This is a genomic window from Scytonema sp. UIC 10036, assembly GCF_009725235.1.
Map to the genome: position 1 here is coordinate 1 of NZ_WJFC01000290.1, position 12,892 is coordinate 12,892.

Annotated in this window: 12 protein-coding genes; 5 read left to right on the forward strand and 7 right to left on the reverse strand. The window is 44.4% G+C overall.

What is annotated here, in order from left to right; all coding sequences use genetic code 11:
* The first annotated feature begins 236 nt into the window (after positions 1-236).
* Both F7734_RS57080 and F7734_RS57085 read left to right on the forward strand, forming a co-directional pair.
* Positions 237-485, forward strand: a complete 249-nt coding sequence (locus F7734_RS57080) for an AbrB/MazE/SpoVT family DNA-binding domain-containing protein (RefSeq protein ID WP_155753016.1) — start codon at positions 237-239, stop codon at positions 483-485.
* A complete protein-coding gene (locus tag F7734_RS57085) occupies positions 478-861 on the forward strand; it encodes a type II toxin-antitoxin system VapC family toxin (protein WP_166482786.1) in 384 nt (127 codons plus the stop codon). Before F7734_RS57080 ends, F7734_RS57085 begins: the two co-directional genes overlap by 8 nt.
* A 205-nt stretch (positions 862-1,066) precedes the next feature.
* Here the strand turns inward: F7734_RS57085 and F7734_RS57090 are convergent, their stop codons facing one another.
* Together F7734_RS57090 and rimI are read right to left on the reverse strand one after the other, a co-directional pair.
* Positions 1,067-3,538, reverse strand: a complete 2,472-nt coding sequence (locus F7734_RS57090) for an ATP-dependent Clp protease ATP-binding subunit (protein ID WP_155753017.1) — start codon at positions 3,536-3,538, stop codon at positions 1,067-1,069.
* Positions 3,539-3,990: 452 nt separating this feature from the next.
* Positions 3,991-4,554 carry a ribosomal protein S18-alanine N-acetyltransferase gene (gene rimI, locus F7734_RS57095; protein WP_155753025.1) on the reverse strand — a complete coding sequence of 188 codons (564 nt, stop codon included), beginning with the start codon at positions 4,552-4,554 and terminating at the stop codon, positions 3,991-3,993.
* 99 nt (positions 4,555-4,653) lie between these two features.
* Here rimI and lysA point away from each other — a divergent pair, with 99 nt between their 5' ends.
* The 3 genes from lysA (at position 4,654) to uppS (ending at position 7,963) form a co-directional block, all read left to right on the forward strand.
* Positions 4,654-6,108, forward strand: a complete 1,455-nt coding sequence (gene lysA, locus F7734_RS57100) for a diaminopimelate decarboxylase (protein ID WP_155753018.1) — start codon at positions 4,654-4,656, stop codon at positions 6,106-6,108.
* A gap of 176 nt (positions 6,109-6,284) precedes the next feature.
* A complete protein-coding gene (gene cdaA, locus F7734_RS57105) occupies positions 6,285-7,217 on the forward strand; it encodes a diadenylate cyclase CdaA (protein ID WP_155753019.1) in 933 nt (310 codons plus the stop codon).
* Positions 7,214-7,963, forward strand: a complete 750-nt coding sequence (gene uppS, locus F7734_RS57110) for a polyprenyl diphosphate synthase (RefSeq protein ID WP_155753020.1) — start codon at positions 7,214-7,216, stop codon at positions 7,961-7,963. Before cdaA ends, uppS begins: the two co-directional genes overlap by 4 nt.
* Positions 7,964-8,271: 308 nt before the next feature.
* Here uppS and F7734_RS57115 read toward each other — a convergent pair whose 3' ends face one another.
* The 5 genes from F7734_RS57115 to dnaK form a co-directional block, all read right to left on the reverse strand.
* Complete coding sequence (locus F7734_RS57115) at positions 8,272-8,544, reverse strand: DUF3143 domain-containing protein (protein WP_155753026.1); 273 nt, start codon at positions 8,542-8,544, stop codon at positions 8,272-8,274.
* Positions 8,545-8,639: 95 nt separating this feature from the next.
* Positions 8,640-9,077, reverse strand: coding sequence for a J domain-containing protein (locus F7734_RS57120; protein ID WP_166482788.1), 438 nt, complete (start codon positions 9,075-9,077; stop codon positions 8,640-8,642).
* Between the two features lie 88 nt (positions 9,078-9,165).
* Positions 9,166-9,342, reverse strand: coding sequence for a hypothetical protein (locus tag F7734_RS57125; protein WP_166482787.1), 177 nt, complete (start codon positions 9,340-9,342; stop codon positions 9,166-9,168).
* A gap of 110 nt (positions 9,343-9,452) precedes the next feature.
* Positions 9,453-10,442 (reverse strand): J domain-containing protein, encoded by a 990-nt coding sequence (locus tag F7734_RS57130; protein ID WP_155753022.1) that lies wholly within the window; start codon positions 10,440-10,442, stop codon positions 9,453-9,455.
* Between the two features lie 196 nt (positions 10,443-10,638).
* Positions 10,639-12,738, reverse strand: a complete 2,100-nt coding sequence (gene dnaK, locus F7734_RS57135) for a molecular chaperone DnaK (protein ID WP_155753023.1) — start codon at positions 12,736-12,738, stop codon at positions 10,639-10,641.
* Between the last annotated feature and the right edge of the window lie 154 nt (positions 12,739-12,892).

Sequence of the window (12,892 nt, forward strand, 5' to 3'; positions counted from 1 at the left end):
GTTCAAGGGTAAGTTTGCTCAGATTCCCCCCTCGTTCCCCTCGTTCCCAGCCTGAGGCTGGGAATGCCTTTTAAGAGGCTCCGCCTCCTGTATGGCGAAGCAGCAGCCCATCCGTCTGCATTCTATGCCTCTAGCTGGGAACGAGAGGGTACCACAGAGGGTTATCGTCCCAGTTGAGTGTGAGGAAAATAAGATATAATCTTGTTGCTTATGTCAAAATTATAAAAATATGTCATATGCAAGCAATTAAGACAAAAATTTCAGAGGGTGGTAGAGTTGTAATCCCATCAGAGTATCGCAAACAACTGGGGTTGGAAGTGGGCGATGAAGTCATCATTAGTTTAGTGAATGGGGAAGTGAGAATTTTTACACTAGATGTGGCAATTAAGCGATCGCAAGAAATAGTACGTAGATATATCCCGGAAGGGCGATCGCTGAGTGATGAGCTAGTAGCAGAACGGCGTCAGGAGAGTTTGCGTGAGTAATTATGTTCTGGATGCTTCTGCGATTTTGGCGCTTTTAAACAATGAGCCTGGAAGTGAAAGGGTAATAAGTGTTCTTACTGAAGCCGCTATCAGTAGTGTGAATTTGAGCGAAGTTATAGCTAGATTTGCCGATAGTGGAATGTCTGAGACAGAAATGAGGGAAGTCATCAGTACTTTGGGTTTAGAAATTATTCACTTTGACGCTGAAATGGCTTACCGTGCGGGAATTTTACGTCCGCTAACAAGACAAGCTGGATTATCATTTGGCGATCGCGTATGCTTAGCACTCGGTCAATACTTGGGTTTGCCAATACTAACTACTGATAAAGCGTGGGCTGATTTAGAACTGGGGATAAATGTGCAGGTGATTCGGTAGCACTTACAGCACAGAACCGTGCTTTGTCGGTTTTGGCGTCTCTACTTGTTTGACTGGAGGCGGAGCCTCCCAATAGGCATTCCCAGCCTGAGGCTGGGAACGAGGAGAGGAAAAAAAAGTCCGCCTGCGCGGACTTTAGTTTGTGTAGCCCCACACATGAGCGTGTGAGGGCATTTTTTATTGTTCGTTAACAGCAACTCTTTCCTTAGGACTCAACTCCGGGGGTTAACAATTCCCGACGCTGTTCGCCTCTGACAATCACATTACCAGTGTCATCGACATCAACAATGGCGGTATCGCCTTCCTTGATGCGACCCGAGAGAATTTCTTCAGCAAGGCTGTCTTCCAACAAGCGCATAATAGCCCGACGTAATGGTCTTGCACCGTAACTTGGGCTGTAACCTTCTTGGATGAGACGGTCTTTGAATCCTTGGGTGACTTCCATGGTGATGCCTTTTTCGGCTAGGCGACCAAAGACTTCCTTGAGCATGATGTCGGAGATTTGCGACACTTCTTCTTTGGAAAGCTGGCGGAAGACAATGATTTCATCCAGACGGTTGAGGAATTCTGGACGGAAGTACTGTTTGAGTTCTTCGTTCACCAAAGACTTGATCCGGTTGTACTGTGCTTCGGATGCATCTTCAGCAACGTCGAAACCAAATCCGCTACCGCTCTTCTCAATCACCTTAGAACCAATGTTGGATGTCAAAATCAGCAAGGTGTTCTTGAAGTCTACGGTGCGACCCTTAGCATCAGTCAAGCGACCATCTTCCAAAATTTGCAGCAGCATATTGAAGACGTCGGGGTGTGCTTTTTCGATTTCGTCGAACAGCACAACTGTGTAGGGGCGACGGCGCACGGCTTCTGTCAATTGACCGCCTTCGTTATATCCGACATATCCTGGAGGTGAACCAATCAGCTTGCTGACGGTATGGCGTTCCATATATTCGGACATATCCAAGCGAATCATTGCTTCTTCGGAACCGAAGAAGTAGGAAGCTAGGGCTTTTGCCAACTCAGTTTTACCTACACCTGTTGGACCGGAGAAGATAAAGCTGGCAATTGGTCGATTGGGGTTCTTCAAACCGACACGCGCACGGCGAATAGCTCGTGAAACCGCTTTCACAGCATCTTCTTGTCCGATAAGGCGTTGGTGCAGAGTGTCTTCCATGTGCAACAACTTCTCGGATTCAGATTCTGTGAGTTTGTTCACAGGAACTCCCGTCCAAGAAGCAACAATGTGGGCAATGTCCTCTTCTGTGACAACAGGTTCATCACCTTCATTGCGGGTTGAATTCGTTTTGCTTTGAGCAATAGCGCGAATTTCGGCTTTGATTTCCATTTCGCGATCGCGCAATTCCCCTGCTCTATCAAAGTCTTGAGCGCGGACTGCATCGTCTTTCTCTTTCAAAATCTGACGCAGTTCTCTGTCTAACTCTTTAGCTGCGGGTGGCAATTGGGAGTTGATCAAGCGTACCCTCGAACCAGCTTCGTCAATCAAGTCGATAGCTTTGTCTGGTAAGTAACGGTCACTAATATAACGGTCGGATAATTTCGCCGCCGCTACCAATGCTTCATCAGAGATTTTTAGTTTGTGGTGCTGTTCGTAACGATCTCGCAGACCATATAGAATTTCAATAGTTTCTTCTACTGACGGTTCACCTACCATCACTGGCTGGAAGCGACGTTCTAGGGCTGCATCACGCTCAATGTGTTTGCGATATTCATCTAGAGTTGTTGCACCAATACACTGCAACTCACCTCGCGCCAAGGCTGGTTTGAGGATATTTGCTGCATCGATAGCGCCTTCTGCTGCACCTGCACCGATCAGGGTGTGTACCTCGTCTATGACAAGAACGACGTTACCCGCTTGACGAATTTCATCCATGATTTTCTTCAAGCGTTCTTCAAACTCACCTCGGTACTTGGTACCTGCGACGAGCAGACCGATATCCAGAGTGACAACGCGCTTATCTTCTAGAATGTCCGGGACATCCTTATTAGCAATGCGCTGAGCTAGACCTTCAGCAATGGCTGTTTTACCAACCCCCGGTTCCCCAATCAGCACTGGATTATTTTTTGTCCGGCGACCCAAAATTTGGATCACGCGTTCAATTTCTTTAGCTCTTCCTACAACTGGATCGAGCTTTCCATCTGCTGCCATTTGGGTCAAGTTCGAGCCAAACTCATCCAAAGTCGGGGTTTTGTTACCGCGAGATGGACCTCCTGGGGTGACCTCAGCTGTTTCTCCCAGCATTCGGATCACTTGGGTTCTAACCTTAGATAGATCTACGCCTAGATTTTCTAGTACTCTGGCTGCTACACCTTCTCCTTCTCGGATTAAGCCCAACAGCAGATGCTCGGTACCAATGTAGTTATGCCCTAATTGGCGCGCTTCTTCCAAGGATAGCTCCAGAACTCGCTTTGCTCGTGGCGTGAACGGAATTTCCACTGCCACAAAGCCCGAACCCCGGCCTATGATCTTTTCTACTTCAATCCGAGCGTCTTTGAGATTGACGCCCATTGATTTCAGTACCTTAGCCGCCACGCCGGTACCTTCTCCAATTAGACCCAAGAGGATCTGCTCGGTACCCACGAAATTGTGCCCAAGGCGGCGAGCTTCTTCCTGGGCTAGCATGATAACCTTAATGGCTTTTTCTGTGAAGCGTTCAAACATATGGCCTTTATCCCATCACCTGCGTCGTGCCGGTACGCTGATTTTAGCACAGGCAAAACAATCGGATGCCTGTATAAAGGTGTAGACAACCGAATATTTCTACCCAAATTTTTTGGGTAATTATTAAGTATTTGTTACCGTTTATTTAGTTTTATTTACTTTGATGTTGTCAGCGTGCTGAGGAGTTAGTCTTTTCTTCTTTCTAAGGATTGACATCAAACAAATATAACTTTGGATAGTTTTTTCAGTCAATCCCAAATAGAATTATTTATCATTTTTTAATGACTCTGTCAAGCATGAGTTGAACTTTCACACAAAATGTTTATAAGCAAAACACTACAAAGAAAATCTTAAGTTTATTAAAGCTTTTCATAGTTAGGGTTAGGATTTCCCACCCCCATCCCTACCCCCTAATCCCTACCCCCTAATCCCTACCCCTTAATCCCTACCCCCTACCCTACCCCATACCCCAGTCCGCTCGCTAATCCCCATATGCAGTTATCTAAAATTGTCTGAAATTGAGGATGCTGTAAATCTTTCAACCAAAGAATCAGGGCATCCTCATCATTATCCTTGTAGTAACGCCGTCTGAGTCCGGCAGTTTGGAAGCCAAATTTTTGGTACAAAGCGATGGCGGCTGAGTTAGAAGCGCGTACCTCTAATGTTGCTCGCTCTAAGGAGCGATCGCGAGCCAACTTTAGTAGAGAGTAAAGTAAAGCTTGTCCCAAGCCCTGACGTTGGTACTGAGGATGCACGGCCAAGATAGTAATGTGCGCTTCATCTAAAATTGACCAAAAGCACCCCATTCCCAACAATTTCGCAACAGAGTGTGGAGAAAATAAACCAAGGAGTTCGCTGTTAGGGCTGTCTAACTCCCGTTGATACCCTTGGAGAGTCCACAAACCTCCGAAACAGACTCTATCTAAATCTAGCATTTCATCCAGGTCTGCTGATGTGAGTGCTCTAATTTCTAGTTTTGATTCGTTCACAGGTAAAATAAAGCTCGCATTATCCATATGCCAAAGCAACAGGGCGTTCCTCCTACCTTTCTTGTACACTGAGAAACGGAGGATTCACTCACGCCCTGAAATTAAATAAGGACAACTCTTACAGTTATGGTATCGACACACTCTACTGGGGTTCAAGATTCTGGTAGTAAATATTTATCACAAGCAAATCGTGAAAGCACAGAAACTTCACCAAACCAGGAACTATTACCGCTGACCGCTAGAATTAACAGCCGCGATTGCCTGGAAATAGGCGGTTGTGATGTTACAACTATGGTTCAGCAGTTTGGTTCACCACTATATATTTTAGACGAAGAAACCTTACGCACCGCTTGTCGCCAATATCGCGACAGTTTTAAGCGTTACTATAAAGGTGAATCTCAAGTGATTTACGCATCAAAAGCGTGGAGTTGCTTGGCAGTTTGTGCGATCGTAGCCTCAGAAGGTTTGGGAATAGATGTAGTTTCAAGCGGTGAACTCTACACCGCTTTGACTGCGGGTGTGAGTCCTGACAAGATATACTTCCATGGTAATAATAAATCTCGCGAAGAATTAATTTTTGCCATTCAGTCAAGCTGCACCATTGTTGTAGATAACTGGTATGAGTTGCAGACCCTCGTCGAGTTGGGATTTTCGATAGCTGATTTTGGATTGGAAACTACTAGCGAACAATCCAAAATCCAAAATCCAAAATCCAAAATCCCCATTATGCTTCGGCTGACACCGGGAATAGAATGCCATACTCACGAATACATCCGTACAGGACATTTGGATAGCAAATTTGGATTCGATCCCAATGAAATTGAAGAGTTGTTTACCTTTGTCAGTCAACAACCAGGTTTAAATTGCGTTGGTTTACACGCTCACATTGGGTCTCAAATTTTTGAACGCCAACCCCATCAAGATCTAGCTGCTGTGATGGTGCAGTGGATGAGTAAAGCAGCCCGCTACGATTTAGCTGTCAAAGAGTTAAACGTAGGCGGCGGTTTGGGAATTAAGTATACTGAATCAGACGATCCACCTAGCATTGAAGAATGGGTTAAACCAATTTGTGAAGTCATTCAAAAAGCTTGTGCTGCAGAAAATTTACCTTTGCCAAAGCTAATCGCCGAACCAGGACGTTCTCTGATTGGTTCTTCATGTATCACAGCTTACACCATTGGTTCATCTAAGGTTGTTCCTGACATCCGTAATTATGTATCCGTTGATGGGGGTATGTCTGATAATCCCCGTCCAATTACATACCAGTCTATCTATCGTGCGGTAGTTGCCAATCGAATGTCCAGTCCGCTTACAGAAATTGTGACAATTGCCGGAAAACACTGTGAATCTGGGGATATTGTAATAAAGGATGCCCAGCTGCCAAAACATCAACCGGGGGATATTCTCGTAGTGATGGCAACTGGTGCTTACAATTACAGTATGGCATCTAACTACAATCGCTTGCCTCGACCTGCGGCGGTTGTAGTGGCGAATGGCGAAGCAAATTTAATTTTGCGACGCGAAACTTATCAAGATTTAATTCGACAAGATTGCCTACCTGAAAGAGTAAAAGAACGATGAAGGATAAAGGATAAAAGAGAAAGGATGAAGCATAAAGGAGCGAGGATAAAAAAAGATGAAAGTAAAAAAGTAAAATTTTATACCTTAAACTTTAAACTTTATACTTTATCTTCCTTCCTTTATACCTCAGACTTCATCCTTCATACTTCTTACTTGATACTTTCACGCCAGATGTCATGGGAGATTGGTGGAAGCAATGGCTGACTACTTTATGGGCACAGTCCTTGCTAGTTCAGACTCTGGATATTCTGTTAGTACTGGCGCTGACGTACATGATACTAGTTATTATTAGTGAGCGTCGAACACTGTGGATGGTGCGGGGATTCATCGTTTTGATGTTGGCATCAGCCATCAGTGGCAGACTAGAGTTACATTTGTTGAATTTTGTATTAGAAAAGTTAGTGATTGGCTGTGCTGTCGCAATGGCGGTTGCTCTTCAGTCAGAGTTTCGCCGATTTTTAGAACAATTGGGAAGAGGCGAATTCAAGCAACTTTTTCAACCGTCCCGTCTGGCGGTTCCGAAGTCTGATAGTGTAATTGATGAAATTGTCGATGCTGTTAAAGAGCTATCGAAAAACCGGATCGGAGCTTTGCTCATTTTGGAAACTACAGGTCCAATTGACGAACGGGATTTTTCTGTACCGGGCGTCAAACTGAATGCCGAGGTTTCCAAAGAACTTATACAGACTATTTTTCAGCCAAAAACTCTCCTGCACGATGGAGCGACCTTAATTCGTGGTTCGCGGATTGTGTCATCAGGTATTATTTTACCTCTTTCAGGACGTACTGCCTCGCGCCAGTTGGGAACACGCCACCGCGCAGCGATGGGAATTACTGAACGGGTTGAAAATTGCATCTGTGTTGTTGTATCCGAAGAAACGGGTTCCATTTCTCTAGCAGAACGGGGAACTCTCAATAGACCGCTGACCATTACAAAGCTGAAAGAGTCGTTAGAGGATCGATTTTCCCCCACTGTGGATAGGGAAGCTGTTGCTCCTGGTTTGTTAAGTTTAGGTCGTCAGATAGGTCGTCAAATTCAAAGTAAAGCACTATCACCCATATTACGTTTACTCGGATTACCATCGACTGCTTCGCGAGATAAAAAATGACAGCACAACAAACTGAACTGCGAAATTTGCCTCCCGATCTAAAAAAAGAATTCTTGCCCAAGCACGTTGCGGTAATTATGGATGGCAATGGTCGATGGGCTAAGCGTCAAGGTTTACCCCGTATTATGGGACACAAGCGGGGAGTTGACGCTTTAAAAGATTTGCTTCGTTGCTGTAAAGACTGGGGAATTCAAGCATTAACAGCTTATGCTTTTTCAACAGAAAATTGGGGAAGACCTAGCGAAGAAGTCGATTTTTTGATGACTCTATTTCAAAGGGTTCTGCGCCAAGAACTGCGGGAAATGCTAGAGGAAAATGTCCAAATTAGATTTGTAGGCAATTTGAGTGTTTTACCAAAAGCTCTCCAAGAAGAAATTTCCCGTTCTATGGAACAAACAAAGGATAATTTCAGCATTAAATTTACTGTAGCAACAAATTATGGAGGGAGGCAGGAGATTATACAGGCGTGTCGTTCAATTGCTAATAAGGTACAGCAAGGTTTGCTGCAACCAGATGAAATTGATGAAGCTATATTTGAACACCACCTTTATACCAACGGAATTTGCGATCCCGATTTATTGATTCGCACCAGTGGAGAGATGCGGGTTTCCAATTTTCTTCTCTGGCAAATTGCTTATGCAGAAATTTATATAACAGAAACTCTTTGGCCTGATTTTAACCGCAATGAATTTCATCGCGCCCTTTGTTCCTATCAGCAAAGGGAACGGAGGTTTGGAAAATTATGAATTATGAATTATGAATTATGAAACACACTTACAGCAAATTTCAACTTGGTGAGGTACAAAAATTACCCCCCTCTGTCCCCCCGATGCCTTGGGGGGATGAAAGGGGGGTGTACCTAGGGCAAACGCATTAAAATTCTAAAAGCCATGTATCATAAGAGTTTCAAGTTTTAGCAACAAAACTCAACAATGGCTGAAACCTTTGTCCAGTAAGCATTCTAAAAATAAGATGCGTTTGCCCTAGGGGTGTACCTCATTAGCCTGAGAAAGGCTGTAGCATTCATAATTCATAATTTATAATTCATAATTTTTTATGGTCCAGAAAAAACAGCTCGTTCCACATCTTGGCGGCTGAGAGAATACTTGAATGCACGTTGGATGTCTTGCCCATCTTCTCCAGCGCCAATATACCTGACGATGATTTGTTCTATATCTAACCACAGTTCTGCTTGCCAAGCCTGCCGCTGCACGTGCCAGCAATGCAGTTGGTTTTCATCTTGCTGACAGCCTTGTTCTTTCAACCAATGCTCAATCTCAGGAAGAGGGTGATTGTATAAGGGAGTCTCAGGAGTAGGAAAAGACATAGGAATGATGAATGATGAATGATGAATGATGAATGATGAATGATGAATGATGAATGATGAATGGTGTTTCATAATTCATAATTTATCATTCATAATTAAAAAGCTGTTTCGCCACGGGTTAAGCCAACGGCAATTGCCAGTAGCAAACAACCTATAAATGTTACACCCAGAATAAACAAAGCAAAAAGTTCTCCTGCTGAAAGAGGGCGATCGCTTGCATCTAGATAAGCTGATTTTGACCAGTCGTAAGGCTTGGAGACAGGATTGTTTAAGTCAGTGGGCGCTTGAATCACCCCAAAGCGGGAGTATCCAATTTTGAGATCGTAACTAAACCGTCGTTCTGGATTGCTGAGAGTGGCGTAAGCCTCGTTCAATTGCTGAAATTTAGCTGTCGCCAAAGCAGCAGGTAGGCTTGTTGTATCTGGATGGTAACGCTTACTCAGTTCCCGGTAAGCGCGACGGATTTCAATCGCTGATGCTGAGGGATGCAGTCCTAGCAGGGAGTAATATGTCGGTTTGCTGCTTTGTTCGATTACCCCGTTTTGATTCACGGCTTTTAAATCTCTAGCATTCAATGCATTTTTTTTATTCTAAACCGACAAACTAATTTAGACCTAACGTTCAACATTCAAATTTTGTTTGCTCAATTTCGGCAATTGCTTGCTCGAATGAAATAGCTTGGTCATGAAAAGCCTTAGCAGCATCATATGCGCGAATGCATTCTAATTCTTCAAGTTTGTCAAGCATCTGGTGATACTCTATTATGTCCAGAATCACCAACCCGATTACCGCTACCATCTGTTATGTATTTTTCTTTTAATGTGTTCATTTTTGGCAAATTATCAGTGTAAATGCTCAAGGCTCAATGCTTATTGTCATGATTTTTGCAGTACGAACTTCCCTCTGAGCTACTTTAGTAAATCGGTACGAGGTTTAAAAGTTTCCAGTTGCCGTAACTTTTCGTAGAGTTCGCGCTCTTGCTGGGTGATATTTTTGGGAGCTACGATTTGAATTTCTACGAGTTGGTCACCGCGTTCGCCGTTTTCTTTAGGATATCCTTTTTGAGCAAGGCGAAAACGCTGACCCGATCGCACTCCTGAAGGAATTGACATTTTCACCGGACCATCTAGAGTTGGTGCTTCTACTTGTCCTCCCAAAACTGCTTCGGTAGGGGTGACTGGCACTTGGCAGAGGATGTTTGAGCCTTCTATCTTAAATAGAGGGTGGGGGTCAACCGTAATTTTCAAATATAAATCGCCTCCATTGATACCTTGGTTTTTGAGGCGAATTGTTTGACCTGTCACCATGCCTGATGGCATACTCACTTCTAGCGATCGCCCGTCTTCCAAACGAATTCTCTCAGTTCCACCCCTGTAAGCTTTCTCTAATGGTAAGGTCAATCTTGCTTCTATATCTCGACGACTGGGGCGGGAGTTGACGGTAACGTATTCTTTTGTTCTTGGGCTGCGGAATGGATCGCTATCAGTATTGTTGGTAGAGCTACCGTTTCTGTCTCTGCGAACGCCAACACCAATAACTTGATTGATAAAACTATCAAATTCAGAATAATTACCAAAGTCTACCTTTTCATGACTTGAGCGACCGTTAGAACGACTATCTCCCCAACGCTTATCTTGTGGTGCTTGTTTATCAAAACCTTTTTGTTTCCAGAAGCGACTAAACTGGTCATATTGTGCTCGTTTGGTAGAGTCAGAAAGCACTTCATATGCCTCTCCAATGACCTTAAATTTTTCTTCTGCTGCTTTGTTTCCCGGATTCAGGTCTGGATGATACTGTCGCGCTAGGCGTCGGTAATTCTTTTTAATTTCTTCATTTGAGGCATCTTTAGTGACTCCCAAAATCTCGTAGTAATCTCGAAAGTTCTGCAAATTCTGCATAATATTTTAATTTAGATTTTTAAAGGTTATTCATTCACTATTGAACTACATACATACCTAATACAAATTCCCAATAGTTAAATCCGCATATTGATTTAACCATTGGTTTTTCCGTCAAATTAAAGTTAACTTGTCATTTGTCATTTGTCATTGGTCATTTGTCATTGGTCACTGGTCACTGGTCACTGGTCACTGATTACAGCCAATCGTCATCATCATCCCAGTTATCCTGGTAGCTAGGACGAGACCTGCGAGAAGAACCACCATCATAAGATGAACGACCACCTCTGTCGTAGTCCCTGCGATCGCTGTCCCGACCACCGTAGTCCCGACCACCGTAGTCCCGACCACCGTAGTCCCGACCACCGTAGTCCCGACCACCAGAGTCTCTGCCATAGTAATCGCGATCGCGTTCCCGTTCTTTATCGCCAGTAAAGATTTCACGGATAGTACCAAACAAATCATCCTCTTCATCTTCTGCGTAGTACTGACGAACTTCGCGATTTAGATCGTACAGAGCATCTTGTAAGTCAGCATACGCTTGGTCAATACCTCGGTCATCATCCGCTTGTAAACTTTCTCGCAGTTCCCGGCAAATATTATCAATTTTTTGGCGACGGTTGCGGGCAAATTGCATACCAAAATCCAAAGCCACTTCTCTGAGTTGTCGTTCTGCCTGTAATATTAAAGCTTCAGAGCGAGTCCGCTTTTCTACCCGTTCTTTACGCTGTCTGTCAACTTCCGCGTATCTTTCTGCATCCTGAATTGCCTTCCTAATCTCTGACTCAGTGAGAGTGGAAGCACCTTGGATTGTGATACTTTGCTCTCGACCCGTAGTTCTATCCAGGGCTGTGACCTGTAAAATCCCGTTAGCATCTATATCAAAAGATACTTGTATTTGAGGGATTCCACGTGGTGCAGGTGGAATCCCATACAGCTTAAACCGTCCTAAAGATTTGTTATCAGATGCCATGTCTCGTTCGCCCTGAACGACATGAATCTCTACGCTGTTCTGGTTATTTTCAGACGTTGAAAAAATGTCAGAGCGACGAACGGGTATGGTGGTGTTGCGGGGAATGAGTTTTTTCATCACGCCACCGATGGTTTCCAACCCCAGAGACAGGGGAGTTACATCAAGGAGAAGAACATCTTTAAACTCACCTGCCAAAATACCTGCTTGTATTGCTGCACCGACTGCGACCACTTCATCAGGATTAACATTTTGGTTGGGTTCTTTCCCAATCATTGCCCGTACAAGTTGCTGTACCATTGGCATTCGGGTAGAACCACCTACCAGTACTACTTCGTCAATGTCTGCTGGCGTTAAACCAGCATCTTTCATGGCTCGCTTAACGGGGATACGCACCCGCCCTAACAAGTCATCGCACAAACCTTCAAATTCCGAACGGCTGAGGCGGGTTTCTAAATGGACGGGACCATCTTCAGTTGAAGCGATAAATGGTAAATTGATATCTGTAACGCTCACCGCTGACAGTTCTATTTTGGCTTTCTCGGCTGCTTCTAGCAGGCGCTGTAAAGATTGTCGTTCTCGTCTTAAATCCACCCCTTCTGCTTCTAAGAATTTTTCTGCCAACCAATCTACGATTCTCTTATCAAAATCATTGCCACCGAGTTGTGTGTCTCCACTTGTGGCTTTGACTTCAAATACTCCATCGCCAACATCCAGAATTGATACGTCAAAAGTACCGCCTCCCAAGTCAAAAACGAGTATGGTTTGGTTGTCGTTGCGATCCATTCCATAGGCTAGGGATGCAGCCGTTGGTTCATTAAGAATTCGCAAGACTTCTAAGCCTGCTATCCTTCCTGCATCTCGTGTTGCTTGGCGTTGAGAGTCATTAAAATAGGCAGGTACGGTAATCACTGCCCCGGTAACAGGTTCCCCCAGGTATTTACTAGCGTCTTCTGCCAGTTTTTTGAGCACCATTGCCGAAATTTCTTCTGGGGCATAGTCCTTGTTCATGCGGGGACAGGCAATCTTGATGTTACCTAATTCGTCCTTGCGGATGGTGTAAGGAAGGCGCTTTGATTCTGGGTTGAGTTCACTATACCTACGCCCAATGAAACGTTTGACGGCAAAAAAGGTATTTTGTGGGTTGAGGAGGGTTTGTCGTCGCGCCATTTGCCCGACAACTCTCTCACCTTCTTTTGTGAAGCCAACGACGGAGGGGGTTGTTCGCATTCCTTCTGCATTGGCAATCACCACCGGCTTGCCACCCTCCATGACGGCAACTACTGAGTTGGTTGTACCCAAGTCAATGCCGACTACCTTGCCCATGCGTTCTTGTTCTCCTATAGTGTCTTATAAATTAATTTGTTTAGAACTAATGCTTGATTTATTGTATCTTGCAAGCTTTGAATTACACGATTAGGGATTAGGGATTAGGGAGTAGGGATTAGGGATTGGGAAAAAGGACTAGAGATGTGATTCC